The 26,857-nt window shown below is 70.9% G+C and carries 25 protein-coding genes; 19 read left to right on the forward strand and 6 right to left on the reverse strand.

Features of this window, described 5'->3' with window-relative positions; genetic code table 11:
- Positions 1-128 precede the first annotated feature (128 nt).
- Complete coding sequence (locus IPH07_20100; protein MBK6919708.1) at positions 129-1,268, forward strand: aminotransferase class I/II-fold pyridoxal phosphate-dependent enzyme; 1,140 nt, start codon at positions 129-131, stop codon at positions 1,266-1,268.
- On the opposite strand, the gene ychF is transcribed toward IPH07_20100, so the two are convergent.
- Entirely contained in the window at positions 1,258-2,358 is a 1,101-nt protein-coding gene (ychF, locus tag IPH07_20105) for a redox-regulated ATPase YchF (protein MBK6919709.1), read from the reverse strand. The two genes, IPH07_20100 and ychF, sit on opposite strands and share 11 nt — an antisense overlap.
- A gap of 131 nt (positions 2,359-2,489) precedes the next feature.
- Here ychF and IPH07_20110 point away from each other — a divergent pair, with 131 nt between their 5' ends.
- Positions 2,490-3,239 carry a helix-turn-helix transcriptional regulator gene (locus tag IPH07_20110; protein MBK6919710.1) on the forward strand — a complete coding sequence of 250 codons (750 nt, stop codon included), beginning with the start codon at positions 2,490-2,492 and terminating at the stop codon, positions 3,237-3,239.
- 8 nt (positions 3,240-3,247) lie between these two features.
- Here IPH07_20110 and IPH07_20115 read toward each other — a convergent pair whose 3' ends face one another.
- A complete protein-coding gene (locus IPH07_20115; GenBank protein ID MBK6919711.1) occupies positions 3,248-3,544 on the reverse strand; it encodes a hypothetical protein in 297 nt (98 codons plus the stop codon).
- 134 nt (positions 3,545-3,678) lie between these two features.
- Here IPH07_20115 and IPH07_20120 point away from each other — a divergent pair, with 134 nt between their 5' ends.
- The 13 genes from IPH07_20120 (at position 3,679) to IPH07_20180 (ending at position 15,773) form a co-directional block, all read left to right on the forward strand.
- On the forward strand, positions 3,679-4,563 hold the full coding sequence (locus IPH07_20120) for a hypothetical protein (GenBank protein MBK6919712.1): 885 nt from the start codon (positions 3,679-3,681) through the stop codon (positions 4,561-4,563).
- Positions 4,564-4,565: 2 nt separating this feature from the next.
- Entirely contained in the window at positions 4,566-5,114 is a 549-nt protein-coding gene (locus tag IPH07_20125; GenBank protein MBK6919713.1) for a YkgJ family cysteine cluster protein, read from the forward strand.
- A complete protein-coding gene (locus IPH07_20130) occupies positions 5,111-5,563 on the forward strand; it encodes a redoxin domain-containing protein (GenBank protein ID MBK6919714.1) in 453 nt (150 codons plus the stop codon). The genes IPH07_20125 and IPH07_20130 overlap by 4 nt, the downstream gene beginning before the upstream one ends.
- Positions 5,564-6,038: 475 nt before the next feature.
- A complete protein-coding gene (locus tag IPH07_20135; protein MBK6919715.1) occupies positions 6,039-7,559 on the forward strand; it encodes a DUF1592 domain-containing protein in 1,521 nt (506 codons plus the stop codon).
- Positions 7,556-8,965 carry a DUF1552 domain-containing protein gene (locus tag IPH07_20140; GenBank protein MBK6919716.1) on the forward strand — a complete coding sequence of 470 codons (1,410 nt, stop codon included), beginning with the start codon at positions 7,556-7,558 and terminating at the stop codon, positions 8,963-8,965. Before IPH07_20135 ends, IPH07_20140 begins: the two co-directional genes overlap by 4 nt.
- 156 nt (positions 8,966-9,121) lie before the next feature.
- Positions 9,122-9,598 carry a hypothetical protein gene (locus IPH07_20145; GenBank protein MBK6919717.1) on the forward strand — a complete coding sequence of 159 codons (477 nt, stop codon included), beginning with the start codon at positions 9,122-9,124 and terminating at the stop codon, positions 9,596-9,598.
- Positions 9,599-9,636: 38 nt separating this feature from the next.
- Positions 9,637-10,704, forward strand: a complete 1,068-nt coding sequence (locus IPH07_20150; protein MBK6919718.1) for a DUF2169 domain-containing protein — start codon at positions 9,637-9,639, stop codon at positions 10,702-10,704.
- Between the two features lie 17 nt (positions 10,705-10,721).
- A complete protein-coding gene (locus IPH07_20155; protein ID MBK6919719.1) occupies positions 10,722-11,189 on the forward strand; it encodes a DUF4150 domain-containing protein in 468 nt (155 codons plus the stop codon).
- A 9-nt stretch (positions 11,190-11,198) separates the two neighbouring features.
- The gene (locus IPH07_20160) at positions 11,199-12,440 is read left to right on the forward strand and encodes a hypothetical protein (GenBank protein MBK6919720.1); all 1,242 of its coding nucleotides are present in this window, start codon (positions 11,199-11,201) and stop codon (positions 12,438-12,440) included.
- Positions 12,437-13,534 (forward strand): hypothetical protein, encoded by a 1,098-nt coding sequence (locus IPH07_20165; protein MBK6919721.1) that lies wholly within the window; start codon positions 12,437-12,439, stop codon positions 13,532-13,534. Before IPH07_20160 ends, IPH07_20165 begins: the two co-directional genes overlap by 4 nt.
- A 5-nt stretch (positions 13,535-13,539) precedes the next feature.
- The gene (locus IPH07_20170) at positions 13,540-14,379 is read left to right on the forward strand and encodes a hypothetical protein (protein ID MBK6919722.1); all 840 of its coding nucleotides are present in this window, start codon (positions 13,540-13,542) and stop codon (positions 14,377-14,379) included.
- Positions 14,380-14,384: 5 nt separating this feature from the next.
- Positions 14,385-14,963: a hypothetical protein gene (locus IPH07_20175; protein MBK6919723.1), complete on the forward strand. Its 579-nt coding sequence runs from the start codon at positions 14,385-14,387 to the stop codon at positions 14,961-14,963.
- Between the two features lie 15 nt (positions 14,964-14,978).
- Positions 14,979-15,773, forward strand: a complete 795-nt coding sequence (locus IPH07_20180) for an immunity 49 family protein (protein MBK6919724.1) — start codon at positions 14,979-14,981, stop codon at positions 15,771-15,773.
- A gap of 1,072 nt (positions 15,774-16,845) precedes the next feature.
- Here the strand turns inward: IPH07_20180 and IPH07_20185 are convergent.
- The 3 genes from IPH07_20185 to IPH07_20195 all read right to left on the reverse strand — a co-directional run bounded on the left by IPH07_20185 (position 16,846) and on the right by IPH07_20195 (position 20,893).
- Entirely contained in the window at positions 16,846-18,609 is a 1,764-nt protein-coding gene (locus tag IPH07_20185) for a VWA domain-containing protein (GenBank protein ID MBK6919725.1), read from the reverse strand.
- Between the two features lie 108 nt (positions 18,610-18,717).
- Complete coding sequence (locus tag IPH07_20190) at positions 18,718-19,272, reverse strand: HD domain-containing protein (protein ID MBK6919726.1); 555 nt, start codon at positions 19,270-19,272, stop codon at positions 18,718-18,720.
- An 88-nt stretch (positions 19,273-19,360) separates the two neighbouring features.
- The gene (locus IPH07_20195) at positions 19,361-20,893 is read right to left on the reverse strand and encodes an AMP-binding protein (GenBank protein MBK6919727.1); all 1,533 of its coding nucleotides are present in this window, start codon (positions 20,891-20,893) and stop codon (positions 19,361-19,363) included.
- A gap of 137 nt (positions 20,894-21,030) precedes the next feature.
- On the opposite strand from IPH07_20195, the gene IPH07_20200 reads away from it, so the two are divergent.
- From IPH07_20200 to IPH07_20210, 3 genes are all read left to right on the forward strand, one after another.
- On the forward strand, positions 21,031-22,344 hold the full coding sequence (locus tag IPH07_20200; protein ID MBK6919728.1) for a hypothetical protein: 1,314 nt from the start codon (positions 21,031-21,033) through the stop codon (positions 22,342-22,344).
- Positions 22,345-22,455: 111 nt separating this feature from the next.
- Complete coding sequence (locus tag IPH07_20205; GenBank protein ID MBK6919729.1) at positions 22,456-23,478, forward strand: LamG domain-containing protein; 1,023 nt, start codon at positions 22,456-22,458, stop codon at positions 23,476-23,478.
- Positions 23,475-24,248 carry a hypothetical protein gene (locus tag IPH07_20210; GenBank protein ID MBK6919730.1) on the forward strand — a complete coding sequence of 258 codons (774 nt, stop codon included), beginning with the start codon at positions 23,475-23,477 and terminating at the stop codon, positions 24,246-24,248. Before IPH07_20205 ends, IPH07_20210 begins: the two co-directional genes overlap by 4 nt.
- Before the next feature lie 38 nt (positions 24,249-24,286).
- Here IPH07_20210 and IPH07_20215 read toward each other — a convergent pair whose 3' ends face one another.
- On the reverse strand, positions 24,287-25,195 hold the full coding sequence (locus IPH07_20215) for a hypothetical protein (protein ID MBK6919731.1): 909 nt from the start codon (positions 25,193-25,195) through the stop codon (positions 24,287-24,289).
- Between the two features lie 187 nt (positions 25,196-25,382).
- Here IPH07_20215 and IPH07_20220 point away from each other — a divergent pair, with 187 nt between their 5' ends.
- Positions 25,383-26,840, forward strand: a complete 1,458-nt coding sequence (locus IPH07_20220; GenBank protein MBK6919732.1) for a hypothetical protein — start codon at positions 25,383-25,385, stop codon at positions 26,838-26,840.
- Positions 26,841-26,857: the final 17 nt, after the last annotated feature.

Raw genomic sequence — 26,857 nt, forward strand, 5'->3', positions numbered from 1 at the left:
CGCATCGAGCACGTGGGGCCGATGGGACGGCGGTGTGTGGGTGCCTCGCGCTCGCAACGCACGCCTCGAACGATGCACCTGCGCCGGGGCTTGCGACCATGACGGGGATCTGGAACCATCCGCCGTCCGTGAAGGCGCCCCTGCGCAGCTTCGAGTACATGGCGTGGGCGAAGTCGGTGCCGTTGGGGGCCCGCTTCGATCTCACCGCCAGCGGGGTGTCGGATCTCTTCGACCCGAGCGAGCCACCGGCCGATGCTGCCGCGGCGGCATGGGACGAGGGCCTCGAGGTCGCGCGCCTGTGTCGTCGCGAGGAGGGCGACGCCGCCCACCGCGAGCTCGGCGACGCGGTCGCCCGTCGCTACGACTGCGACCCCTCGTGCGTCGCGGTCACGCTCGCGGCGAGCACCGCGATCACCCACGTCTTGATCGCGTTGGTGCGCGCCGGTGATCACGTCGTCGTCGAGCGCCCGACCTACGAAGCGCTGCGGCGCGCGCCCGAGATCTTCGGCGCCATGGTCTCCCGGCTCGAGCGCAAGTACGACGAAGGCTGGGCGGTGGTGCCCGATCGCCTCGCGCAGCTGCTGACCCCGCGGACGCGCGCCGTGGTGTTGTCGAACCTGCACAATCCCAGCGGCACCGTCATCGACGCCAAGACCCTCCACGCGGTCGCCGAGTTGGCCTCGCGCGTGGGCGCGATGGTGTTGGTCGACGAGGTCTACCTCGATCACATGTGGCCCAACGACGACGGCGCGGTGCTACCGGCCGCCCGCGTCGCGAAGAACACCGTGAGCTGGAGCTCGACCACGAAGTGCTTCGGGCTCTCGGCCCTGCGCGCGGGTTGGATCGTGACGCCCGACCCGGACGCGGCGCGGGCCATCCGGGCCGCCTCGGACTATCTGCACGTCACACCCCCGGTGGCGACCGCACGGCTGGCCGCCCGGGCGCTCGATCGCGGGCCCGAGCTGGCCGCCCGGGCCCACGCCATCGCCGCGCGCGGCCGGGCCGTGGTCGAGGCGTGGCTGGCCAACGAGAACCGGGTGTCGTGGGTCCCGCCGGCCGCCGGCATCACCGGCCTGCTCAAGCTGCCGAGCTTCATGCAGGACGTGCCGTTCTGCGAGCACCTGCGGCAGCGCTTCGAGACCCAGCTGGTGCCGGGCACGATGTTCGAGACCCCCGGGTTCGTGCGGCTGTCGTTCGGTTCGCCGGTGGCGCTGCTCGAAGAGGGCCTGGCCAACGTGTCGGCGGCCCTCGACGAGTTCAAACGTTGAAGCGAAAGTGCACGACGTCGCCGTCCTGCACGATGTACTCCTTGCCCTCGAGCCGCAGCAGGCCCTTCTGCTTGACGGCGTGTTCGCTGCCCAGCTCGACAAGGTCGCTCCAGCGCATGACCTCGGCGCGGATGAAGCCGCGCTCGAAGTCGGTGTGGATCTTGCCGGCCGCCTGCGGCGCTGCGGTGCCGCGCCGGATGGTCCACGCCCGCACCTCCTGCTTGCCGGCAGTGAAGAACGTGACCAGGTCGAGCAGGGCGTAGGCCTTGCGGATGAGGCGGTGCAACCCCGGCTCCGCGAGCCCGACACCCTGCAGGAACTCCGCCTGATCGACCGCATCCAGCGTGGCGATCTCGGCCTCGATGGCCGCCGAGATGACCACCACCTCGGCGCCTTCGGCCTTGGCGCGGGCGATCACCGGCTGCACCGCGGGCAGCTCGAGATCGCGGGTGACCTCGCCCTCGGCGACGTTCGCCACGTACAGCACCGGCTTCTCCGTGAGCAGGCACAGCGGCGCCAGCACGGCGCGTTGCTCCACCGTCAGTGACTGCGCGCGCACCGGCGTGCCCTGCTCGAGCGCGTCGTAGACCCGCTCGGTGACCTCGAGCGCGAGCTTCTCCTCGGGGTCGCCGCCCTTGGCCTGCTTGCGCGCGCGATCGCGACGGGCCTCGACCGACTGCAGGTCGCGCAGCATCAGCTCGGTGTCGATGGTCTCCATGTCGGCGACCGGGTCGACGCGACCGTCGACGTGGACGATGTTGTCGTCCTCGAAGCAGCGCACCACATGGCAGATCGCATCGACCTCGCGGATGTGCGTGAGGAACTGGTTGCCGAGCCCCTCGCCCTTGCTGGCGCCGCGCACGAGGCCCGCGATGTCGACGAACTGCATCGCGGTGGGCACCACCGACAGCGTCTCGTAGAGCTTGACCAGCGCGTCCTGCCGCGGATCCGGCACCGGCACCACGCCGACGTTGGGATCGATCGTGCAAAAGGGATAGTTCGCCGCCTCGGCGCCAGCGCTCGAGAGGGCGTTGAAGAGCGTCGACTTGCCGACGTTGGGAAGTCCTACGATCCCGACCGAAAGCGCCATGGTTGCCGCCGCACGTATCACGGTCGGCCCGCCGCCACCAGCGGCACCCCACCCGTGAGGTTTCCAACGGCACGCTGGCCCATCGAGGTCGCCCCGCCCGCCCGCGTCGTCGTCATGCTCCGCGGCAACCGATGGCCCGCAGCCGCACCGACGACGACGACGCCTTGCTGGCCCCGACCGCAGCCGCGGAGGTGGAGTCGCACGACGGCGAGCCCGCCGACGGCCGCGCGCTGCGGGCCGAGCGACGTCGCAACGAGCGACGCGAGGCGATCCTGCAGGCGGCACAGCGGGTCTTCCGCGACAAGGGCTATCACCAGGCGTCGGTGCACGACATCATCGACGAGGCCCGCATCGCACGCGGCACCTTCTATCTCTACTTCACCAGCAAGCAGGAGATCTTCGCGGTGCTGGTGGACGAGTTCCTGCGGCTCATCCGCACCCAGGTCCGCCGCATCTCGCTCGAGCCCGGCGCCGACGCGCCGCTCGAGCAGCTGCGCGCGAACTTCCGCCGCATCGTGTTGACGGTCGTCGGCCACGACGACCTGGCCAGCATCATCTTGCGGGATCCGACCAGCTTCGACGAGGAGAGCCGCGCACGCGTGAACCTTTTCTTCGATCAGGCGCTACAGCTGATCGAGGACGCGCTGCGCGTCGGCCAGGGGCTCCGACTGGTGCGCGAGTGCGACGTGCACCTGGTCGCGGTGACCGCCTTGGGCGGCCTGCGACTGGCGCTCGTGCACATGCTCGAGGCCCACGGCGAGGACCCCGGCGTGCGCGCGCGCGAGCGCAGCTTCGAGCATCCCGAGCGGGTCGCCGACGAGCTCATGGCGTTCTTCCTGCGCGGCATGACGCCACCGGTGTCGCCGCTGCCGAACCCCTGAGCTCGAGGTCACGGTGCCGGCGCGAGCACGTCGGCGAGTCGCCGTGCGATCTCGGCGGCGTCCATGCGCTCGTCGTCGTCGTCGGTGCCGTTGAGTTCGTCGACGATGCCGTCGATGCGGGCGCGCGCGAGCTCTTTGCGATCGTCGTGGATGTAGCCGGTGAAGACCGTCTCACCGCTGGCGGCCTTGGCGATCTCGCGCTCGCGCTCGTGCTCGTCGAGGTCGGTATAGAAGATCGAATGGAACGCACGGTTGTAGTCGGTCTCGCGATAGATCTCGAACATCGTGCGGTCGTCGACGGCCATGGCGAGCGCGACCATGCCAAAACCGCGGCCCGACGCATAGCAGGCCGCGGCGTGACCCGAGCCAGGCACGCCGCGGTGTGCGGCCGCAACGGCGCTCGCCCCGACGGGCCGGGCTTCGCTATGCTCCGCCCCGCATGTCCGACACCGCGTCCCAGGGCCGTCGCAGCACCCTTGGCAACCTCCTGGGCCGCGCGCGCGCGCTGGTCGACGAGGCCCTGCCCGACGAGGTCCGCGACGCGGGCCGACGCCTGCGCGACAAGGTCCTCGAGGTCGCGCCCGCGCCGATCGCCGCGGCGCTCGAGCGGCTGGGCGCGCGGGACGAGGCCGCGCCGACCGCGGATCCGCCGGTGCAGGAGGCCACGCCGACCGAGCCCAGCCCGGCGCAGGCGCAGGCCGCCGAGCGTGGCCGTGAAGAGGTGCTCGCGCGCGTGCGCACGAAGGCCGAGCACGGCCTCAAGCTCGAGGACGCGCTGGTCGTGATCTACGCGACCACCCGCGAGGCCGACGCGGTCGACGAAATCGTCGCGCTGTTCGACGGCATCGACGTGACCGTGCGCGTGATGGACCTCGATCGCGAACCGCCGCAGACCAAGCGCCAGCTCGCCGGGCTCACCGACGTGATGGTGCCGCCCTACGTCTACATCAACGGTCGCCACTGGGGCGGGCAGTACGAGCTCACCGCGTTGGCCGCGACCGGCGAGCTCGAGGCGGTGGTGTGCAACCGCCTCGACGAGCTCGGCGAGGAGGCCCGCCGCATCGGCAAGCTCCACGACAGCTACGCCGACGACATCACCGTCGACAACATCCTGCTGCGCTGGCGCGCCGGCCACATCCTGTGCGTCGACGATCTCGACGCGTGGTTCGAGCACGACAAGCACGGCGGCGAGCACTTCTTCTACCAGGGCGGTGAGCACCCGGTCGCCGAGATGCCCGCGGTCGCAGCCGCGATCGTCGGGGGCGTCGACGCCGGCACCGTCGAGGCCAAGTGGCTGCTCGACCCGCTCGTGCACGTCGGGTGAGCATGGCACCCGATCGACGCGAGCCACTGCTCGCGCACCTGCGGGTGCTCGACGAGGGTGTGGCGCCGGTGGTGGCGCGCCACCGCGCCGACATGCAGTGCGGCCCCGGCTGCGGCGAGTGCTGTCATCAGAGCTTCGAGGTCTCGTCGCTCGAGGGCGAGCTGCTGCGCGAAGGCCTGGCCCAGCTCGACCCCGCCGTGCGCGCGGTGGTCCGCGAGCGCGCGACCGCCTGGCGACGCGACCAACGCATGCCATGCCCGCTGCTCGACGACGACCAGCGCTGCCGGCTCTACGCGCTGCGACCCCGGGTGTGCCGCAAGTACGGCATCCCGCTGTGGCACCCGGATCGCCCGCACGAGGTCCGTACGTGCCCCAAGAACTTCCGCGGCGTCGCCGACATCGACGCCGAGCTCATCCTCGAGCCGCAGGCCGAGTGGGCCCGCGACTGGATCCGCGTGCGCGAGGCCACCGGTCTCGCGCACGGCGACAACGCCAGCATCGCGGCCCACCTGTTGGCCACCAACGAACCCACCACGGAGCCCCCACGATGATCGAGCCCGGTCAGAGCGCCCCCCACGTCGATCGCATCGCCCACGACGGCACGCACGTCCGCATCGGCGGCCCGCAGCCGCACGTCACGGTGCTGTACTTCTATCCGAAGGACGAGACCGCCGGCTGCGTGAAGGAGGCATGTGCATTCCGCGATTCCTTCGTCGACTTCGTCGACGCCGGCGCCGTGGTGGTCGGCGTGAGCGACGACGACGACGCTTCGCACCGCGCGTTCGCGGAGCACCGTCGGCTGCCGTTCGCGCTGCTGCACGACCGCGGCGGTGAGCTCCGCACCGCGTACCGCGTGCCGGACTGGCTGGGCCTGCTGCGCAACCGCGTCACCTACGTCATCGACCGCGAGGGCGTGGTGCGCATGGCCTTCGAGTCCCAGCTGCGCGCGGGCACCCATGTCTCGCGTGCCCTGGAGATCGTGCGCACGCTGGGCCGCTAGGCTGCCATTGGTCACGTCGACCGATCGGGGGCTGCAGGCCTCCGCCGGCGCCGTCGAGTTGGTGAGGGCCACGACAGGCTCGACGCGTCCCCTCGAATCCGCTCGCAGATCCGAGCATCGCGACGCACGATCGGCGCGCCTGCGAACCCCTCGATGTGGGTGTCGTGCACGAACGGTCACGCCGGTCGCGAAGATCGCTGGCGCGGACCCCTTCCGCGAATTCGTCGACTCCCGTAACGTCGTGCGCGGGGGTCCAAGAAGGCCAATGAGACGACTTTCACATACGAGTCTCTGGCGAGTCGGCAGCGTCGCCGCCTTGCTCGCGAGCACCGGCTGCTATCAGGGCCTGGGTGGCGCGGGCAGTGCGGGTGCCGACGGCAGCGCGAGTGGTGCAGGCACCGACGGCAGCGAGGGCGGCAACACCGACGGCAACGACGGCGGCCCCGCGGACGAGCTGCCGGCACCGACCACGCGGCTGTTCCGGCTCACGCACTCGCAGTGGGAGAACACGGTGCAGGACCTGCTCTACCTGCCCGAGCCCACCGGTCTGTCGTCGGACTTCCGCACCGATCCATCGATCGGCGGATTCCTCTTCGACAACAACGCCAGCGCCCTCGAGGTCGATCAGGCGCTGTGGCAGAGCTACCAGCGCGCCGCGGTGCAGATCGCCGAGCAGGTCACCGGCGACCCCACGCTGCTCGCGGCCATCGTGCCGCCCGACGGCGGCGATCCGGTCGCCCGCGCAGCCGCGTTCGTGGACGAGCTGGCCCCCCGCGCCTACCGTCGCCCGCTGACCGACGCCGAGCGCAGCGAGCTGCTCACGACCTTCGACGGCGCCGCGGCGCTCTACGACGGCGTCGACCCCTTCGTCGCCGGCGTCCGGCTGGTGCTCGAGACGGTGCTGCAGTCGCCCCACTTCCTCTACCGCATCGAGACCGCGACCGAGGCCGACGGCAACGTCATCCCGCTCGGCAGCTACGAGGTCGCACAGCGGCTGTCGTACTTCCTGTGGGACTCGATGCCCGACGACACCCTGTTCGACGCCGCCGCAGCCGACGTGCTGGTCGAGGGCGCGTCGCTGCGCGAACAGGCACTGCGCATGCTCGATGACGCGCGCGCCCGTCCGGTGGTGCAGCACTTCCACGACCAGGCCTTCGACACCAAGAAGTTCCTCAACGCCGCGCCCGCGGCCGCGTTCTACCCCGACGCGCCCGACAACCTCGGCGAGCTCGCGCTCGAGGAGAACCACCGCTTCATCGAAGAGGTGGTGTTCGCCCAGGACGGCGGCATCGCAGCCCTGCTGACCTCGAGCGAGACCTTCGTCAACGACGAGCTCGCGCGCATCTACGGCCTCGATCCCGCCGGCTTCGGCGCCGAGTTCGAGAAGGTCACGCTCGACGCGGAGCAGCGCAAGGGCTTCCTGACCCAGGTCGGGTTCCTCGCCGCCAACTCCTCGACCGCTGCGCCCGATCCGATCCACCGCGGGGTCTTCGTCGCGAAGCGGCTGGCGTGCATGAACATCGCGGCGCCGCCCAACGGCGTGCCGCCACTGCCACCGCCCGAGGGTCGCTCGAACCGGCAGACGGTCGCGGAGCACACCGAGCAGCCCGGCAGCTCGTGCGTCGGCTGCCACTCGACGCTCATCAACCCGTTCGGCTTCCCGTTCGAGAACTACGACGCCGAGGGTGCATGGCGCACCGAGGACGTCGGCCCGGTCGACGCCGCCACCGACGTCACGCTCGACGAGCAGACCGTCCACGTCGAGAACGGCCTCGAGCTCGCCGACGCCCTCGCCACCAGCCCCTCGGTGCACCAGTGCTACACCGAGCACTGGCTGGAGTTCGCGTTCGGCCGTCCGTTCGCACCCGAGGACGAGGCCTTCGCGACCCGCATCGGCACCGCCTCCCAGAGCGGCGAGATGGCGGTCAAGGAGCTGCTGATCGAGATCGTCGCCTCGAATGCGTTCCGCAATCGCGCCACACAGGAGCTGCCATGAAGACCATGCTTCGTCGTCACGTGCTCAAGGGCATCGGCGGTGCCACGATCGCGTTGCCGGTGCTGGAGTCCTTCATGCCGCGCCGCGCCCTCGCGGCCGGCGAGATCGTGCCGCCCTACGCGATCTTCCTGCGGCAGGCCTGCGGGGTCGGCTGCGCGCAGAACACCGACCTCGGCGCCGAGCCGGAGCGCTTCTGGCCCACCGCCGAAGGCCCGCTGACCGACGCGACCGTGGGCGGCCGCGCCGTCGACGAGCTCTCGGCCCACCTCGACCGCTTGCTGGTCGTCGGTGGCATCAACATGCAGGACTTCAACTACGCCGACGGCCACGCCCGCGGCGCGCTGCAGCTGCTCACCGGCCAGGGTCCCACGGTCGAGGGCGTCGGCGGTGACTCCGAAGCCAACGGCGAGTCGCTCGACAACCGCATCGGCCGCGAGCTCAACGAAGGTGGCCGCGACTCGCTGTTCCTCTACGCCGGCAGCCCCGGCGGCTGGCTCGGCGGGCCGTGCATCTCGTACCGCGGTCCCGCGCAGCGCCGCGCTGCGATCAGCGATCCGCGGCAGGTCTACATGGGCATGATGGGCATCGACGAGGCCCAGTTCGAGGACCTCGCGGCGCGCCAGAAGAGCGTGAACGACCTCGTGCGTGGGCAGATGCAGACGCTGATGGCACGGCCCGAGCTCAGCAAGGCCGATCGCGATCGACTCGACCTGCACTTCCAGAGCATCCGCGACCTCGAGAACTCGCTGTCGTGCAACTTCACCGCCGAGCAGCAGGCGATGCTCGACGGCATGAGCCAGGGCTACGACTCCGACGACGGCAACGCCGTGGTCGAGGCCGCCAAGGCCCACATGCACATCGCCGCGCTGGCGGTCGCGTGCGGCTACACCCGCTCGGTGGCGCTGCAGATCGGCAGCGGCAACGACGGCTCGACGCGCTACGCCAACCTCGAGACCGGCGACCTGATGGAGAACTACCACTTCATCTCGCATCGCCGCGCGTCGCACGACTCGACCGGCGCCATCATCCCCAACGCCGACCTCCTGCATCACTACGTCGATCGCCACTTCGGCCGGGTCTTCGCCTACCTGCTCGATCGACTTGCCGAGTACGACCTGCCCGACGGTACCAAGCTGATCGATTGCGGCGTCTCGGTGTGGTGCAACGACGACGGCAACGGTCCCGGTCACTCGCCGCGCAACATCCCGTTCGTGTTGGCTGGCAGCGCCGGCGGCTTCCTACGCACGGGCCAGTACATGGTGATGCCCGACGAGATCAACATCGCGCGGATGCTCAACACCATCGGCAGCGCGGTCGGCCTTCGCAAGGGCGACGGCAGCTACATCGACGACCACGGCGACGCGTCGCTGCCGCGCTCGGTGCTCGACCAGCTGATCGCGTCCTGATCGCTCGGCCACCTCGGGGCCGCGGTCGGGTCACGCCGACCGCGGTCGCTGGCCGCGAGCCCGCAGCGGCGGAAACGAGGCTTTGGCGGCGGTGCGGGACCCGGGCCGGCGTCGAGTCCGGCTGCGGCGGCTCGTGGTGAGATACTCTGCACCACCATGGCGAATCGAAGCAGGGGTGACGGTGCGCTCGCGGTGCAGCAACCCACCGAGGTCGGTGTGCGCCACGACACCGTGCTGGCACAGCTGGCCGGGCTCGATGACGCCGGCAGGCCGGTGGTCACCTTCGAGGGTCGCACCAGCGCGTGCGTCGGGTCCACGGTCGCGATCGACCGCGCGGCGGTGGGTCGGACCGTCACGGTGATGTTCCTGGACGGCGATCCGCAGCGCCCGATCGTCACGGGCTTGTTGAGCACCCCGACCGACGCCGAGACCTCGGCGCCCGCGCGGCCCGCTCGCCTGGTCTTGGACGCCCGCGAGCTGGTGCTGTCGGCCGACGAGGAGCTGACGCTGCGGTGCGGCAAGAGCAGCATCGTGCTGACCGCCGACGGACGCATCGCGATCCGGGGTGAGCACCTGCTGAGTCGCGCGACCTCGGTGAACCGCATCCGCGGCGGCACCATCTTGCTGAACTAGCGCGCGGTCGGGAGCACCTCGATATGCCGCACCCGCGAGTGGACAACGACACGCCGCTGCAGGTCACGCCGCTCTTCCTCGAGGACGAGCAGGCGCGGCCGTCGCTCACCGTGGTCATACGTGCCGCCTTCGAGATCCCCACCCGCGGCGTGCTCGCGCTCGCCGAGGAACAGCCGCCGTTGCTCGCGGCCGGTGAGTTCTGGGGCGACCCCGAGACCTCGAGCTACCGCTACGAGCCCGAGATCGCCCCGTTCAAGCTCGCCACCGACATCGCCATCATCGCCCACGCCTGGGCACCCGACACCCGCACGAGCGTCATGGACGTCGGCGTTCGCATCGGGCAGGTGAGCAAGGGCCTGCGGGTGTTCGGCGAGCGGACGTGGGTTGCCACCGCCGGCACCGCGGCATTGACCAAGCCGCTGCCGTTCGAGTCGATCCCCGTGAGCTACGATCGGGCGTTCGGCGGCTGGGATCGCAGCGCACAGGACGAGTCCCTGCACAGCTGCGAGCGCCGCAACCCGTCGGGCCGTGGGTTCCATGGTCGGCACAATCGCCTCCGCGATCGCGACCCGGCGCCGAACATCGAAGACCCGGGTGCGCCGATCTCCGCGTACGGGGATCACCCGGCCCCCGCGGGCTTCGGCTTCACGTCACCGCACTGGCTGCCACGTGCGGAGCTCGCCGGCACCTACGACGCCGCGTGGGCAGAGAATCGCCGCCCGCGCCTGCCCGCGGACTTCGACCCCCGTTTCTTCAACGCCGGGTCGCCGGGGTTGGTGGTGCCTTCGTTGCGCGGTGACGAGCTCGTCACCGCCGTCGGGCTCGTGGCAGCGGGGCGGATCAGCTTCGCGTTGCCGGGGATTCCGCCACCGGAGCTGCGCGTCAGCGTCATGGGCCACGAGGACGTTCGAGAGGCACCGAAGCTCGACACCGTGATCGTGGATCTCGTGACCATGCGACTGAGCATGCTGTGGCGGGTCCGCCTGCCGCTGCGCGTCGAGCCCAACGACCTGCGCGCCATCGAGCTGCGCTCACCCGCCGCCAAGGCGTTCCCGCGGGCGGCGGCCAGCCCTGCGGCGGCCGCCGCCAACGCCCCTCGCCCCTAGAACCGGAGTCACGAACCATGCCTGTCAGCGTCGGAGCCAACTTTCTCTCGGTCGTGCACAAGGACAGCGGCGGCGTGTCGCCGAGCTTCCCCGACGTCTGCAACACCCCGGCGCCACCGGCTCCGCCGGTGCCGATCCCCTACCCCAACGTGGCGCAGTCCTCCGACGCCGACAAGGGCGCGAAGAAGGTCAACGCCGACGGCAATCCGATCTGCACCAAGGACTCGAACTTCAGCACGAGTACCGGCGACGAGGCCGGCAACATCGGCGGCGTGGCCTCGGCCAAGACCAAGGGCAAGGCGGAGTTCGTGAACTCGTCGTTCGACGTGAAGGCGGAGGGCGTCGGCGTGGTGCGAGCGACCGACATGCTGCTGCACAACGACAAGAACACACCGCCGTTCCCGCTGATCCAGGGGCCAGTGATGTCGGTGCCGTTCATGGCGCGCACCGAGCACAAGTGCATGATCTGTGGCGAGTCGCTGTAGGCCCCGATGATGTCCAGGCCATCGCGACTGCACGACTCGCTGCACCGTGAGCACCTCGAAGAGGTGTCGTTCTTCTACGATCAACGTGGGCAGTGGCTCGAGGATCCGACACTGTCGCTGCGGGACGTCGCCGATCTCGAGGAGCGCCTCGAGGCGCACCTCGACGCGCTCGTGGTCGCGGGCGACGATGCCGCCGTGCGTTGCACCGCAGCGATCGATTCAGGCGATCGCGGCGAGCTCCATGCCGCGCTTCGGGTCGCATGCCGGCGCGACCGCCCCGAGATCCTCGCGGCGCTCGCCGAGCGGTCGCGCGTCGCGTCGGGCGATGACGCGATCGAGCTGGCGCTGGCGGCCACGCTCGCGCTGGGGTTCGAGGTGCGCGCCGACTGGGCCCCGGCGCTCGAGCCCTTTGTCCGCGAGCCGGCGCTGGTCGAGATCCTCGCCGGCGTCGCGACGCTGTCTCGCATCGAGCTCGGGGCAGCGCTCGCACAGACCCGCGGCGTCGAGCTGCGCGCCGAGTGTGCGCGGCTCTCGGCGCTCGGGGAGCTGCGTCATGCGGCGGCAGGCGATCAGCTGTGCCTCGCTGCGCTCGACCCGAGCACGCACCGCGCCGCTGCGATCGCCCTGCTCAAGCTCGGGGGCCATGACCTGCCCCGCGCGGTCGCACACTCGGCCGACCCCGTCGTGCGCCTGTGGCTCGACGGTGACGACGAGCGGGTCTGGGCGGCCTGCGAGCGCAGCCCCGACGCCGCGCACGTGCAGGCGCTCGGGTTGTCGGGCGCGCCACGATCGCTCGGGTTGCTCACGGAGCTGCTGGCCGAGCCAGGGGTCGCGTCGGAGGCGGCGGGAGGCCTCGCGGTGGCGACCGGCGCGGCGCTGCTCGAGGCGTGCGAGGAAGTGGTGTTCCCCCGCGTCGGGGACGATGACGACGACGACGACGACGGCGACGCACCAGCGAACAGCCGCGCACGCATGCGGTTGTGCCGCGACGGCGACGCGTGGCGTTCGTGGCTGCGCGAACACGCCGCGTCGCCGCCACGTCGTCGCATGGGCCACGCGCCGTCGGCCCACAGCACCGCGTGGGCACTCACGAGCGTGCAGATCCCGATGTCGCTGCGCGAGCTGCTCTGCGACGAGCTCATGGTGCGATGGGGCATCGCGGCGCCGGTCCGACCGCAGATGCCGGCACGGCGACAGCTCGATGCACTCGCGCGCACCGTTCCGGGCTTCGGACAGGAGGCTTCGACGTGAGACAGACGCCGCTGGCGATCGACGTCACAGGCATCGGCATGGTCACCGCGGTCGGCCACGACGCGATGACTGCATGCGCGGCAATCCGCGCCGGGCTGTCGCGCCCCGCCGAGCTGGCCGGCTCGTCGTCGTACGACCTCGCCGCCGCCAAGAAGGTGCCGCTCACCGGCCACCCCGTCGAGCCCATCACCAACGGCTTCACCGGCGTCGCGCGCTGGCTGCAGCTGCTGCCGCGTGCATTCCACGACCTCGTGCGGCACGCCGAGCTCCCGCCCGCGCGGGACCGCGGCTTCTGGTCCAGCACGGCCGTGCAGCTGCTGCTGCCCGATCTCGAGGAGGTGCGATTCGCCCACGACGAGCGCAGCCGGCCCGCGACGATCCACCAGCACCTGCTCGCACCGCTGCTGCGGCAGCTACCGAACACGCTCGCGCCCGAACGCGTGCTCGTGCAGACCGTCGATCGCATCGGGCTCGCGCTGGTGCTCGAGGGCTATGCCGCGATGCTGGGCACGCTCGGCGCCGAGCGTGTGATCGTGCTCGCGGTGGACAGCTACACCTGCCCGTTCGCGCTCGACTGGCTCGGTAGCGTCGGTCGCCTCAAGAGCGACCTCAACCCGGTCGGGCTCATGCCCGGTGAGGCCGCGGCCGCGCTCCTGCTCGAGCCGTCGCGGCGCGGTAGCCGTCGCGAGCGTCCGCCGTGGGCCCAGCTCATCCAGGTGACCACCGGTCAAGACGGGCACATCGACGATCCCGACGCGGCCCCGCGGGGACGCGTCCTCGCCGACGTCATGCGCCCGCTGCTGAGCGACGACACCGGCGACGTCCACCACGACTTGAACGGCGAGGTCTGGCGCGCGCGCGAGTACGGCAACGCGCTGGTCGAGCTGGCGCCGCGGGGTCTCGGGCCCGCGAAGCTGCACCACCACGCATCGGAGATCGGTGACACCGGCTCGGTCGCGTTCGTGGTCGCGACCGCACTCGCGGCGCGGAGCCTCCAGCGTGGCTATGCGCGGCGTCGCGATGTCGCGGCGTTCACGAGCTGCGAGACCGGTGAGATCGGCGGCGTGCTCCTGCGTCGCAACGAGGGAGGCTGATCGACATGGCACAGAGCGGCGGACGATTCGGCAAAGATCACGAGTTCTACAAGCCGTACGAAGACCTCCACCTCTCGGTCGGGGCCTTCGACGGCGGCCAGTGCGTCGGCGCGCACGAGTACTACTACAAGCAACGCGACTCCTGCTCGTATCGCTGGCAGGCGGTCCACCGCGCGACCGGCAGCGACCGCGCGCTGTATGGCCCGGTCTCGCCCGCCTTCTCGTCGCCGGCGCCGGCGACAGCGGCCAACTACCTGCGCAATCGTGCGCTCACGGGCGCACCCGGACCCGTGCAGACCAGCCAAGCCGGCCGCGCCTACCAGGTCGTGCAGGGGCAGCCGTTCCGCACCGCGTTCTCACCGTGGTCGAACAACGCCCACCACCTCTTGGCGGACGCCGAGCTGCAGAACGGCATCATCGACGCCACCGGCGGATTCCCGGTGGTCGAACAGATGATCGTCCAAGGCCTGCTCGAGAAGCAGTACAACGTCAACCTCTGGAAGAACATGATGATCCTTCCACAGGAGTACGACGTCGGCTGTCGCATCCAGCTCCCGACCCATCCTGCGGGCGACAGCCACCCCAGCTACAGCGCGAAGGTCAAGGCGGGGGTCGACGCTGCACTGACGCCGTACAAGGCCGTGGTCGAAGCGGTGAAGAAGGGCGACAAGACCCATCCCAATCCCGATCCTGTCGACATCAAGGCCGCCCTCGAAGCGCTGTCGATGGCGCTGCACGCCGGGGTGGTCGCGTTGCGACCACTCGTGATCGCCGCGTGCGGCACCAACGACCAGATCAGCATCAACTCGTTCGCCTCCCAGGTGGGGACCTCGATCGGCGTGTGACGCGAATGAAGTACCAACGACTCGTCACGGTGGTCACCACCGACCCGGACTACTGCTTCGCCGGCCGCATCGAGGATGCCGATGGTTGCGAGCTCAAGTGCACCGATGGTCGGCCGGTCGCGCACGAGTACCCCCGCGACCCCTTCTCGGTGAAGGTGAACCTCGACCGCGACTTCCGCGGCGTGAAGCTCCCCAGCCTGATCGGCAACACGCGGAGCCTGCTGATGCTCCACCGCGAGGTCGTCGACCTGTTCGAGAAGGAGCTCGACCTCGGCGAGCACGAACGCCTGCCGTTCTCGCTCGTCAACCACAAGGGGCGCACCCACAGCAAGGACTACGTGTTCCTCAACCCGCTGGGCGCCGTCGACATCGCAGCGGCGAGCTCCGACTTCCTGCGCTACCCGAGCGGCGGCATCTACGGCTGCAAGGCCTGGGTGCTGGTCGCGGCCAAGCTGAAGGGCCTGCCCGACATCGTGCGGCCCAACGAGGTGCCGACCCACTACATGGTCAGCGAGCGTCTGCTCGCGCTGGTTGCAAAGCACGAGTTGACCAACTTCGAGGTCACGCCAGTGACGCTCGTCTAGCGACGGGGGCCAACCATGACGGGCATGTTCCTCTCGGTCGCGGTCAAGAACGCGAACTTCATGATCCCGCGGGGCATCCGTGAGATCTCGCCGGGGCCACTCCCGCGCCACATCCACGTGCACCAGCTGTGCACGTACTTCCGACAGCGGGGCGTCGCACGACTGCTGCTCGAAGGTGTGCCGGAGGGCTACTACGTCAACGCGATGCAGAGCGCCGCGGCGTTCCTGCTCGAGCTGCGCCGTGCCGCCGATGCAGCGAAGGCGACCAGCTTCGCGCGCCCGTTCTTCGATGCCGTCAGTGCCGGCTACTGGGATGCCGCGCTCGACATCGTCGCCAGCAGTCGCACCACGTGGAACCCGGACTTCGAGTACGAAGACGACTTCTACTACGTCTGGTTCCTGATGCTCGCCTGCAAGGGCGCACCCCCGGCCGAGCTCGACGACGTGCTCGCGCACTACCGCGATGTGCTCGAGGGTGTCTACGACGCGCGTTGGTCGATCTGCCGCGCGCTGTTCGATCGCGACGAGCGTGCGTTCGACGGCGCGCTGCGCCGGTTGCTCGACCGGCGTCGCGACGAGGTCGACGAGCTCTCGCAGGGCTCGGCCATGCGCGGCGAGACGACCGCATGGCTGCAGCACTTCGCCCTCGAGGGTGTGGCACTGCTTCGCATCGCCGAGCGGCTGGGCCTGTCGCCGGCGCACGACTTCTTGCACTGCCCCGACGTCCTGCGCACCGATTCACCGTTCGTGTTCGATCCCAACGCGTGGATGCAGCCCGACTTCCGACCCACGACGAGGTCGACGCCATGAGCGGCGCCACGCAAGACGCTGGCCCGTGGGACGTGCTCGAGGCCCACATGGACGGTGCCGAGCTGTGCTGCAGCGACTGGGCCGCGGCGCTCGACAACCCCTGCTACGTGCTCGACGAGCTGGCGGAGATCGTCGAGCAGCGATTGCTCGCACACGTCGACGCGCTCGAGATCGGCGGCCCCCCGGTCGCCGAGCGCCTCCTCGCGCCGGCGCTCGGCGACGACGCCACACCGGCGCGCGCGACGGCGGCAGCCCTGGTCGCGCTGTGCACCAAGTCGATCGAACCCTCGCGGACGCTCGTCGCCAGCCTCGCAGCGCACTCGGGCCCAGCCCTGCTCGGCGTCGCGACCGCGCTCGCGATGGCGGCCCGACGCGAGCTCTCGGCGCAGCTGGTCGAGGTCGTCGGGGCACTCGCAGACGATCGGCTCACCACGTTGGTGCCCGCGCTCGCGCGCGGCGGCTATGACACCGCGAAGGCCATCGATGCCGCGCTCACGGCCGCAGACCCCGAGCTCCGCATCGTCGGTGCGCGCGCCACCCTCGGTGCCGATCGTCGCTTGCAGCCGTGGATCGAGCGCGCGATCGCATCGGACGACGAGGCGCTCCGCGTCGCCGCCCTACCGAGCGGCCTGGTGCTCGGCGCCAAGGGGGCCGCAGGGCTCACGGCCGAGCTGGCGCTACGATCGAAGACCGTCCACCGTGACGCGCTGTGCTGGCTCGCGCTCGTGGGCGACCGTTCGACCGTCGCGGCGCTGTGCAAGCGCGTCGATGATGCGGCCGCACGACCGGACGTCCTGTGGGCACTGGGGTTCTCCGGCATGACGATCGCGGCCGACGCCTGCGTGGCGTGGTTGGCGGACGAGAAGCTCGGAGCACTGGCAGCCGACTCCTTCGCCGCCATCACCGGGCTCGATCGCTCCGATCGCCGCTGGTGGGCGCCCCCCGCCGCGGTGCCCAGTGACGATGACGAGGCCGCGCGCGCCGGTGTGCCGGCCGGGCTGCCGCTGCCGGTGCCCGACACCGTCGCGCGATGGTGGTCACAGCACCGGGTGCAGTTCATGCTCGACCAGCGCTACGTGCTCGGGCGGCAGCTCGATCCCAAGGGGCTCATCCACGCGCTGCGCCACGAGTCGCTGCCTCGTCGGCACGTTCGTGCGCTCGATCTACTGATCCGAACGCAGGGCCGTGCCCACGTCCACACGCGCACCCTGAGCGGGGTCCAGCGCCGTGAGATGGCGGCGCTGGCCGGCGCGCTGTGAGCGACGGTCACTTCGCCGCGCTGCCATCGCCCTTCAGCCGTGCGGCGATCCGCACCAGCTGGAGGAACTCGCGGCGATCGCCGTCGCGGTCCTCGCCCACGGCCCCCTTGGCCAGATCGATGGCGTGGCGCCACGACGCGGTGCCGGCGTACTTCGAGTCGCGCAGCAGCAGACCGAACTCGGCGACCGCGGCCGCGAAGCGGGAAGTCCTCGCTCGGCGCGTGACCGGTGCGAGCGCGCACGGGCAGGCTGATGGCCTGGCTGTCGTCGGCGTCGGGCTGCTTGTAGCGCACCTTCAAGGTCATCAGCTCGCCGCTGGTGGCGGCGCGGGACTCGGCGCGGCCACCCTGGTACTTCAGCGGGTCGACCTTGGCCGTGACCTCCTCCGCGCCGACCGGCACCACCTCGTACAGCGCGGTGACCTCGTGGCCGGCTCCGACCTCGCCGGCGTCCTTGGTATCGTCGTTGAAGTCCTGGTGCGCGAGCAGGCGGTTCTCGTAGCCGATGAGCCGATACGACGCGACCTCGGCGGGGTTCCACTCGACCTGGACCTTCACGTCCTTCGCCACCGTCACCAGCGTGGCGTCGACCTCGCGCAGCAACACCTTCTCGGCCTCGCGCTCGCCGTCGATGTACGCGTAGTTGCCGTTGCCGTGGTCGGCCAGCGCCTCCATCGACGCATCGTCGAGGTTGCCGGTGCCAAAGCCGAGCACGCTGAGGAACACGCCGGTGTCGCGCTTGTCCTCGATCAGCTCGACCAGGGCGCCCAAACTGCTGACACCGATGTTGAAGTCGCCATCGGTCGCCAGGATGATGCGGTTGACGGCACCCGGGTGGAAGTTGCGCTCGGCCAGCTCGTACGCCGCGATGATGCCCTCGCTGCCGTTCGTGCCGCCACCCGACTCGAGCTGCGAAAGCGCCGACAGCACCGCGCGCGGGTCGTTGGTGGGCTCGAGCACCACGCCGCTGGCGCCGGCATACACCACGATGGAGACCCGATCCTGCTCGCGCAGCTGGCGGGCCAGCAGTGACATCGCGTGCTTCAGCAGCGGCAGCTTGTCGGGCTCGCCCATCGAGCCCGACACGTCGAGCAGGAACACGAGGTTGCGCGGTGGCGTGTCACCGACCAGCTCGCGCCCCTGCAGGCCCACGTGCACGAGCAGGTGTCCGGGCTGCCAGGGGCATGGCGCGACCTCGGCCGCGACCGCGACCGGCGCGTCGCCGGCCGGCTGCTCGTAGTCGTAGTCGAAGTAGTTGATGAGCTCCTCGAGCCGCACCGCCGCGGCGGGCGGCAACATGCGGTCGCGGAGGAAGCGGCGGGTGTTGCTGTACGACGCGGTGTCGACGTCGATCGAGAAGGTCGAGCGAGGGTCGTCGGCGACTGCGACGAAGTCGTTCTCGTGCAGCTCGGCGTAGGCCTCGGTGTTGAAGGGCGGCTGCGAGACCGGCGCGACCGATCCCTCCATCGAAACCCCGTAGCCGGGCACCGCGGCACTCGCGTCGTAGATGGACTCCTTCGCGCAACCAGGCAAGGCGCACAGCAGCAGGGACGTGGCGAGCAGCTTGAAGCGGTGCATCTTGGAGGGCTCCGACCCCCCGAACGCCCGCTGGGCCGGCCAGCTTTCAGCGACGGCCACGGGCACCGCGGTCCCCTGGGCCCCGGCCCCCCAAAGGGCGGCGCAGCGCTACCCCTCGAGCAGTGCCACCGTCCTGCGCAGCTCGTCGCGCACCGTGTGCGACCAGCCATGGGCCAGCGCGTCGCACACCGCGTTGTAGTACCACAGCGTCTGCTCGCGGGTCGGCGTGAAGCGGTCGAAGATGGCGTCGCCGATCACCGCGCGGTCGCGGACGATCGAGCCCGCGTTGTGTAGCTTGTCGGCGGCGCTGATGAGCTTGACGTCGGCCGGCGCGTGCCGCAGATGGGCGAGGTACCCCTGCTTGCGCTGTGCCCATGGCGGCTTGGCACCGCCGGCGTCGAGATCGTTCTGGGTCGCGTCCGACAGCGCCAGCACCATGCGCGCGACGTCGGCACCGAAGCGCTGCGCGAGCTCGTGGGCGGAGCTGCCGGGGATGTCCTCGAGGTAGTCGTGCAGCACCGCGGCGATGCACTGATCGGGGCTGCCGCCGTGTTCCATCACCGTGGTCGTGACCGCCAGCAGATGGCTCAGGTACGGGATGCCGCTGCCCTTGCGCTCGGTGTGGGCGAACGCCTCGGCCGCCAGCTGCAGGGCCTCGCCCAGGCGCGCGTCGTAGAAGCGTCGTTCGCTGCGTGCCACGGCAACCCAGCGTATCAGACGACGGGGGTCGGTACGTGCGGGCGCCCGCGGGTCAGTTCACGCCGCGGGTGCGGCCGGCCCAGTACGGTGCCCGCAGCACGAACTTCTGCAGCTTGCCGGTGGCCGTGCGCGCGAGTTCCTCCCGCAGCTCGACCGAGGTCGGGCACTTGTAGTGCGCGAGGTTGGCCCGACAGTGCGCGATGAGCTCGGCCTCGGTCGCACTCGCGCCGGCCCGCAGCACCACCAGCGCCTTGACGGTCTCGCCCCACTTCTCGTCGGGCACGCCGATGACCGCCACCTCGGCGACCGCGACGTGCGAGTTGAGGCAGTCCTCGACCTCGATCGACGAGACATTCTCGCCGCCGGTGATGATGACGTCCTTCTTGCGGTCCGAGATCGTCACGTAGGCGTCGTCGTCGACGAAGCCACCGTCGCCGGTGTGGAACCATCCGTCGCGGATCGCCGCCGCAGTCGCGGTCTCGTCCTCCCAGTAGCCCTTCATGACCACGTTGGCGCGGGCGATCACCTCGCCGTCGGGGTCGACCGTCACCTGCGCGCCGATGACCGGCGCACCCGCGCGCGACAGCCGAGCCGCACGGGCGGCGGGGTCGAGCTCGTCGTACTCGGCGCGACGTCGGTTCATCGTGATGAGCGGCGAGGTCTCGGTCAGCCCGTAGAGCTGGATCAGCTCCCAGCCCAGCTCGGTCTCGATGCGCTCGATCGTGCGGGTCGGCGGCGGCGCGCCGGCCACCAGCATGCGCACGCGACCGCGGCCGGGGATCGGCCCGCTCCAGCCCGCCGCCGCGTCGAGGATCGCGTTGGCGACCGCGGGCGCGCCACCCAGCATCGTGATGTCGTGCTCCGCAATGCGCCGCAGGATCTCCGCACCGCCGACCTTGCGCAGCACCACCTGTTTGCCGCCCATGCCGGCGAACGCCAGCGGCATGCCCCAGCCGTTGCAGTGGAAGGTCGGGACCACGTGCAGGAACGCATCGCGATCGCACACGCCGGTGTGCCAGCCGAAGGTGGTCGCGTTGATCCACAGGTTGCGGTGCGTGAGCATCACGCCCTTGGGTCGCGCGGTGGTCCCGCTGGTGTAGTTCAGCGTCGCGACCTCGTCCTCGTCGATCTCGGGCGTCGGCGCGTCGACGCGCTGCAGGAACAGCTCGTCCGATGCGGCGCCGAGCACGAAGCGGTGCTCGACCGCGATGTCGCCGAGGCTGTCGACGAGGTCGGGGTCGAGCAGCAGCGCCCGCGCGCCGCTGTGGCGCACGATGTACTCGATCTCGTGGGCGTGCAGCCGGAAGTTGATCGGCACCAGCACGCGGCCCGCCATCGTGGCGCCGAACAACGCGGCGATCCAGCGCGCCGAGTTGTGGGCCACGATCGCGACGCGCTCGCCGGGTCCGATGCCGAGCTGCGCGAGCGCGGCTCCGAACGAGCGCGCACGTGCAGCCAGCTCGCGATAGGAGATCGCCCCCCACGAGGCCGCGGGCTGATCGGGCTCGTCGACCAGCCCGATCCGATCGCCGTAGACCTGTTCGGCCCGACACAGGAAGTCGCGCACACCCAGCGGGACTCGCATGGCCCCCAGGTTAGCGCCGCGGCTGCACCGAGTGGGAACCTGCACGTGCGCCGGACAACCTCCCTGGAGTGCGGGGCGCGGGTCGGCCCTCGCCGCTTGGCCGGATTCCGCCGGTCTCACCCCGCGAGGAGGCTGTCATGTCGAGTCGTGCGCGTTCCCGTCGCCTCTGCACCGCAGCCGTGCGCGAGTCCACCATCGGGCTGTGGGCGGTGCTGGCCCTCGCCGCCTGTGGCGAGGACGCAGGTGGTGCGCGCGGCGGGGACGCAGGGGTCGGCAGTGGCATCGCGACGCTCACTGGCGGCGGCACCGTGGGTGAGGGCGGTTCAGGAGACAGCAGCGGCGCGCCGCCTTCGTCCGCGGACGAAGGCGGCGACGAGGGCACCAAGTTCGACACGCCGCCGCCCCCCGACGTCAGTCTCGGCTGCGCCTCGGGTGGTGGCGGGCTGGGCGGCGACTTCTCGTACATCTGGATCGCCAACAGTGCCGAGAGCACGGTCTCGAAGATCAACACCGTCACGCTGGTGGAGGAGGGTCGCTACATCACGCGTCCCGACAGCAACGGCAACCCCTCGCGTACCTCGGTCAACTTGAACGGCGACGCCGTGATCGCCAACCGCAACGGCGGTGTGACGATGGTCTTCGCGCGGCACGAGCACTGCGCCGGCGGCAACACCTCGAGCGGTCCACAGGACGTGAAGCCATGGCCCGACGACTGCGTCGGCTGGCACACGCCGATGGCGTACGCCAGCCAGCGCCCGGTCGCATGGACCCACGGCGACTTCAACGAAGGCACCTGCTACTACGACGACGTCAAGGTGTGGACCTCCGGGGCCAACGGCACCATCGACGTGTTGCTGCTCGACGGCGAGACCGGCGTCATCGAACAGACCGTGCCGATCGCCGGCGTCCAGGCCGGCTACTACGGCATCTACGGCGGCGCGGTCGACTCGCGCGACAACTTCTGGGGCACGCAGCTCGGCGGCGGCGAGCTCGTGCGGGTCGACCGTCCCACGTTCACGGTGCAGCACTGGACCACGCCCGCCGGCGGCTACGGCATGGCGGTCGATCGCAACGATCGTGTGTGGACCTGCAGCGCGATGGTCGGCCGCTTCGACTATCCCTCGCAGACCTGGATGACGGCGCAGGCGGGCGGCTCGGGCGGCTGCATGCCCGACGGCGACAACCTACTGTGGCTCGCCAACAACCCCATGGTCGCGGTCGACATCGACACGCTCGCGGTCGTGCAGTCGCTGCCGGTGCCGAGCTACGTGCACGGCGTCAGCATCGACTTCAACGGCTACGTGTGGGGCCCGGCGATCAACGACAACGTCGCCTACCGTGTCGATCCGAGCAGCGGGCAGGTCGACACCGTCGCCGGCCTGAACCTGCCGTACACCTATAGCGACATGACCGGCTTCGGACTCAGCCAGGCGGTGGGGCCGAGCGGTTGAGGTCGGCGCGCCGCCGGCTCGGCGTGCGCGACCAGCCGGCGTGGGGCCGTGTGCGACCGTCACGGCCACGCCCGCGCACCGGCAACGGCAACGCCGCGCTATCCTGATGGCATGCGCGCGCCCGCGCTCGCCTGTGCCTGCATCGGGTGGCTCGCCTGCACCCGCGAGCCGTCGTATCGCTGCGACGGCGACGCGCAGTGCGTCGAAGGCAGCCGCCGCGGGACCTGCGAGTCGACCATGTGGCGCAGCTTCGACGACCCGGCCTGCGGATCGGGTCGACGCTACGGCACATGGTCCGGTGATGGCCTCGCGGACCGCTGCGTGCCCGACGACGCCGCCGAGACGTCGGCCAGCAGCGGCGCGTCGACGCTCACCTCGGTCACGCCGATCGAGACCTCGAGCGGCAGCGACACGACCAGCACGGGTGCATCGTCGAGCAGCACCGACGCGACCACCGGCACCGGCGACGAGAGCACCGGCGGCCCGCTCCCCGACGGCCTGGTGCTGTGGTACCGCTTCGACGAAGCCTCGTTCGACGGTCTCGTGATCGATGCCACTGGCAAGCACGGCGGTACCTGCGAGGGCGTCGCGTGCCCCATGGCGACCACGGGTGTGCACGGCGGCGCGGCGGCGTTCGACGGCGTCGACGACGTGCTGCAGATCGCCGACGATCCCGAGCTCCATCTCGAGGCCGGCTGGACGCTCGCGACGTGGGCACGGATCCCCGATGCGGCGGCGTTCCGGTGCATCATCGCGAAGCCACTGGCGATGGACACGAACGTCGACTCCTTCGAGCTCGCGCGGGAGGACGGCGGGTTGGCCTTCGCCGCGGTCGCGGACACCCCCACGACCGGCATCTTCGCCAGCGCCGCCTGGCCGGTGGCCGGCGAAACGTGGGTCCACGTGGCCAGCACCTGGGACGGCGCTGCGCTCACGCTCTACGTCGCAGGCGCCGCAGCGGCGGTGACCGACACCCCGAGCTCGACGGCGTTCACGGAGCTCGATGTCTTCGTCGGCGCCTCCCTCGACGAGGGTGTGTTCACGAACTTCCTCGCCGGCGATCTCGACGACCTGCAGATCTACGCGCGGCCGCTCGCAGCGGCCGAAATCGCCGCGCTCGCAACCGCGCAGTGACGCCGAGAAACGGCACGGGTGGCCGCCCGCGCGAGTTCGGTGGATCGAAGTCCCCGCATCGCGCACGTACGACGCAGAACCCCGAGGAGCCCCGATGCACCCCCCCGATCCTTCTCCGACTCTCGACCATCATCGCCGCCTGCGGCCTCGCCGGTGTCGCCGCGGCGTGCAGCGACGGCCCCGGGGACCTCTGCTCGGTCCTGGCCGAGGCCCCCAACTGCAACGGCGAGACCCAATCGAAGTGCGAGGCCGCGATCGCCACCGCCCAGGACGCGCAGCCTGCCTGTGCGCCGCTCGTCGACGCGCTCGCCGCATGCATCGCCGACCTCCGGCTCGAGTGCACCGGTCCCGACAGCATCTCGGCCAACGGCGACGGTGAGATCGGCGGCGGCCAGAATTTCACCGACGTCGGTGGCTACTCGGTGGTGATCAACGACTCGCAGTGCGACGCCCATCGTCGCGGCCTCGAGGCCTGCCGCACCTGCCCCGACGCGGTTGGCGCGACGACGGTCGACGTGCTCGGCGTCGGCGACCGCTGCGACACGGGGACCTGCGCGGCGGGCCTCTCTTGCCAGGGCATCTGCACCCGCAGCTGCAGCGAGGACAGCGAGTGCGCGGCGCGGGCCGATGGCTGCCAGCTGCAGGTGCAGTACCCCAACGTCTGCAACGACGACGGCATGTGCACGCGCTCGTGCGGCGGCGACTACGAGTGTCAGGCGTGGGTCGGACCCGCATCGACCTGCAGCGACGGCGCGTGCACGGTCGGTTGAGGGCGACATGCCCGCTCCCGCCGTGACGCCGGTCGCGGCTACGGCTGCTGCGCGGCCAGGTCGCGCTCGAGTTGCAGCAGGCGCGCCGCTTCGGCGGCCTCCTGCGCTTCGTCGGGCATTTCGATCGGGCGCCGCGGATCGCAGCCGTGGGCGGCCGTCCAGCGCGTGTGTGCGATCGCGGGATCGAAGGACTTGCGGAAGTCCTCGACGCGCTCGCGCGGCCAGTGCGGCTCGAGGGCCGCCGCCATCTCGCGCTCGAGCTCCACGCGAAGCGCCCGTACCGCTGCGGATCGACTTGGGTCGCGGACAGCGAACAGCGCCAGCTGCAGCACCGGCACCCGATCGCCGCGGTGCTCGAACAGCAGCGCATGGCCCAGGGTCGAGTCCAGGAATCCCGCGAGCAGGGCATCGGCCTGCGCGCCGTGGAGCTGCAGCAGCGCCACGAACGCGGGCTCGGTGAGGGCGGCTCGATTTCGGATGCAAGCCGACTCGGTGGTCGCGACGCCGTCGTCGGTGAGGCCCTCCGCCACCAACCCGAGCGTCATCGCGTCGCGGCGCAGCAAGGCCTCGCGCGCGTACAGGCGCGTGGCGGGGTTGCCCGCGCGCGACAACGCGACGAAGGTGGCATCGGGCTCGCCGTGCTCGAGCAGGCACTCGAGCGCGGTGCGAGGCTCGGTGCGCACGCAGTCGAAACCCACGCAGTGATCGTCGTGGCTGGTGGCCGTGCACAGCGCGCGCAGCTGCGGCTCCACCTCGCCCGCGCAGGGATCCGCATCGCCGTGCCGCGCACGCTCCCCATCGCCAGCCTCGCCCGTGGTCACCGGCGGGGGCGCGACCTCGAACGGCGCCCACGCGACGCGCTCGCCCGCCACCTCGGGCTCGGCGGTGCCCCGCCACTCGCCCCCGCCCGCGCCCGCACACGCGCCAACCGCGAGCACCGCGAGCACCGCTGGTGTCCAGGATCGTCGCGGGCGTGCCGGTTCCACGTCGGTGACGTACGCACGGCCCGCACGATGGTTCCCGACCCTGGGTCGTTCGCCGCCGTGACCCGCACCACGTCGGCGACGGTTTTTCGCGCGCATCGAGGGCACCACAGACGGATCCTCGGACGTGGCTCCACTCATCCGCGATCCCATGCCACTGCCCCGCACCGCCCTCGCGCCCCACCTTCCGCTGTCCCTCGCCCTGCTGCTCGGGTGCCCGAGCGAGCCCACGGGTGACGACACCGGCGTCACCGCGGCCGATAGCGGCGACGACGGGGGCAGCAGCGGCAGCGACGGCAGCGGCGCAGACAGCAGCGGCGGCGACAGCAGCGGCGACAGCAGCCCGCTGCCCGACGGTTGCGATGCGCCGACCGGTGCCGGCACCGACGTGATCACCACCATCACGCAGGACGAGACCTGGACCGCCGCGGGCAGCCCCTACCGCGTGCCCTCGAACGTCTACCTCACGGCGACGCTCACCCTCGAGGCGTGCACCGTGGTGCAGGTGGCCGAGGGCGCGCGCATCTTCGTGGGCAACGATCCCGAGCCGGGCTCGATCGTCGCGCACGGCGAGATCGCCGATGGCACCGTGCGACCGGTGCGCTTCGAACGGCTCGACGAGGCCGCCGCCTGGGGTGCCATCGAACTCGATCCCACCGGCTTTCTCGACGCGGAGCACGTCGTCTTCGACGGCGGTGGCGAGGCCGGCACCCGGGGCACGCTGGTGTCGTGGGGGCTGACGTTCGACGGCGCGACGACGCCGAACCTGCGCCTCGTCGACGTCACCGTGACAGGCTCGGGCACCCACGGCATCAACCTGCAGCGGCGCGCCGCCTTCACCGACGACAGCACCGGCGTGCACATCGAGGGCTCGGGTGCGATCGAGGACGCCTACCCGATCTGGATCGAGGCCGGCGCCGTGCACAGCCTGCCGCAGGATCTCACCGCCACCGGTAACGCCCACGACGCGGTGCTCATCGACCCGTTCACCAACGTGGACGACGACACCTTCCCCGCGCGCGGGCTGCCGCTCGTGGTCGCCAACGAGCTCTACCTCGGATCGATCGGCGGTCCGCCGCTGGCGACCCTCACCATCGAGCCCGGCGTCGAGCTGCTGTTCGGTGTCGGCGCCTCGAGCGGCATCACGATCGGACTCGACGACGACCACCAGGCCCGCATCGTCGCGCAGGGCACCGTCGACGCGCCGATCGTGATGCGCTCGGCACAGCCGAGCCCGGGTCCCGCCGACTGGTTGGGGCTCTACTACCGGTACAGCCCGACCGACGGCAACCTGCTCGAGCACGTCACGATCGCCAACGCAGGTGCGCCCAGCGGCGCCCAGGGCTGGGGCTGCGGCCCCGCCGAGAACGATGCCAGCGTGCTGCTGCTGACCGCGCAGGCAATGACGCCGTTCCTGCACGACGTCACCTTCGAGGACGCCGGCGGCGACACCCAGGTCATCATCGGCTGGCTCGACGAGAGCCCGGGCGCGACCGCGCAGGCATGGTTCGAGGGCAACACCTTCGCAGATGCGCCGGCATGCCACGTCAGCCTCCCACGCGACGTGAACAACGGCTGCCCCGGCGACGCGTCGCCGGACTGTCTGTAGTCGCGGACGGCCCACCG

This window comes from Deltaproteobacteria bacterium, assembly GCA_016709225.1.
GTDB classification, from domain to species: domain Bacteria; phylum Myxococcota_A; class Polyangia; order Nannocystales; family Nannocystaceae; genus Xiheibacterium; species Xiheibacterium phototrophicum.

What these genes read in the sequence shown, in the direction of transcription:
- IPH07_20200 (MBK6919728.1), top strand. Translation starts at nt 21,031, where the DNA reads ATGTCGAGTCGTGCGCGTTCCCGTCGCCTCTGCACCGCAGCCGTGCGC.
- IPH07_20110 (MBK6919710.1), top strand. Translation starts at nt 2,490, where the DNA reads ATGGCCCGCAGCCGCACCGACGACGACGACGCCTTGCTGGCCCCGACC.
- IPH07_20125 (MBK6919713.1), top strand. Translation starts at nt 4,566, where the DNA reads ATGGCACCCGATCGACGCGAGCCACTGCTCGCGCACCTGCGGGTGCTC.
- IPH07_20205 (MBK6919729.1), top strand. Translation starts at nt 22,456, where the DNA reads ATGCGCGCGCCCGCGCTCGCCTGTGCCTGCATCGGGTGGCTCGCCTGC.
- IPH07_20155 (MBK6919719.1), top strand. Translation starts at nt 10,722, where the DNA reads ATGCCTGTCAGCGTCGGAGCCAACTTTCTCTCGGTCGTGCACAAGGAC.
- IPH07_20180 (MBK6919724.1), top strand. Translation starts at nt 14,979, where the DNA reads ATGACGGGCATGTTCCTCTCGGTCGCGGTCAAGAACGCGAACTTCATG.
- IPH07_20130 (MBK6919714.1), top strand. Translation starts at nt 5,111, where the DNA reads ATGATCGAGCCCGGTCAGAGCGCCCCCCACGTCGATCGCATCGCCCAC.
- IPH07_20185 (MBK6919725.1), bottom strand. Translation starts at nt 18,609, where the DNA reads ATGCACCGCTTCAAGCTGCTCGCCACGTCCCTGCTGCTGTGCGCCTTG.
- IPH07_20120 (MBK6919712.1), top strand. Translation starts at nt 3,679, where the DNA reads ATGTCCGACACCGCGTCCCAGGGCCGTCGCAGCACCCTTGGCAACCTC.
- IPH07_20195 (MBK6919727.1), bottom strand. Translation starts at nt 20,893, where the DNA reads ATGCGAGTCCCGCTGGGTGTGCGCGACTTCCTGTGTCGGGCCGAACAG.
- IPH07_20140 (MBK6919716.1), top strand. Translation starts at nt 7,556, where the DNA reads ATGAAGACCATGCTTCGTCGTCACGTGCTCAAGGGCATCGGCGGTGCC.
- IPH07_20115 (MBK6919711.1), bottom strand. Translation starts at nt 3,544, where the DNA reads ATGGCCGTCGACGACCGCACGATGTTCGAGATCTATCGCGAGACCGAC.
- IPH07_20170 (MBK6919722.1), top strand. Translation starts at nt 13,540, where the DNA reads ATGGCACAGAGCGGCGGACGATTCGGCAAAGATCACGAGTTCTACAAG.
- IPH07_20160 (MBK6919720.1), top strand. Translation starts at nt 11,199, where the DNA reads ATGTCCAGGCCATCGCGACTGCACGACTCGCTGCACCGTGAGCACCTC.
- IPH07_20220 (MBK6919732.1), top strand. Translation starts at nt 25,383, where the DNA reads ATGCCACTGCCCCGCACCGCCCTCGCGCCCCACCTTCCGCTGTCCCTC.
- ychF (MBK6919709.1), bottom strand. Translation starts at nt 2,358, where the DNA reads ATGGCGCTTTCGGTCGGGATCGTAGGACTTCCCAACGTCGGCAAGTCG.
- IPH07_20145 (MBK6919717.1), top strand. Translation starts at nt 9,122, where the DNA reads ATGGCGAATCGAAGCAGGGGTGACGGTGCGCTCGCGGTGCAGCAACCC.
- IPH07_20175 (MBK6919723.1), top strand. Translation starts at nt 14,385, where the DNA reads ATGAAGTACCAACGACTCGTCACGGTGGTCACCACCGACCCGGACTAC.